The organism is Chromatium okenii (genome assembly GCF_016583745.1).
GTDB classification, from domain to species: domain Bacteria; phylum Pseudomonadota; class Gammaproteobacteria; order Chromatiales; family Chromatiaceae; genus Chromatium; species Chromatium okenii.
On record NZ_NRRQ01000146.1, the window covers coordinates 1 to 503 of the forward strand.

Sequence of the window (503 nt, forward strand, 5' to 3'; positions counted from 1 at the left end):
ACAGCGGTGCGGAGTTGATACCAACCGACATCAGCGCGATTGAGTTTTAATGCACTGCGCACGGCATGATGATCGCGCTGGGCGAAATACGCCAACCAGATTTTTTTGCCTTCTATAAGCACCGCTTGCGCTGCCGCTGAGTGTGATTTGTCTTGTAAATAGGACACCATAAACTCCGATTCAAACGGCGCTGGCGCATTGACTTCAGTGGCGGTGAATGGAATAAAATGATTAACGATTGACCAGTGTTGATTATTCCATTCTAAATCATCGGCGCTGGCGGTGAGATTGCTGCCATTAAACAGCATCCAGATCAAGCAATCGTGTTTGAATTCAGCGGTTAATTCACCCGTTGGCTGTAAAAATTGATCGCGGTCATTCAACCAAGTGGGTTTAATTAAACGGCGCACCGCAAAGATGACGGCGGCTTGCCAAAGATTATCAGGATTGACATAAAAACCATGCCCGCCGCTGTACACAGAAGAAAATAAAACCGTTTGCTG

At 46.9% G+C, this 503-nt stretch carries 1 protein-coding gene; it reads right to left on the bottom strand.

Translation table 11 applies throughout. The annotated features are described in order from the left end of the window. Positions 1-503: hypothetical protein (locus CKO12_RS14600; protein WP_200155430.1), on the bottom strand; the 503-nt coding region annotated here is incomplete at both ends.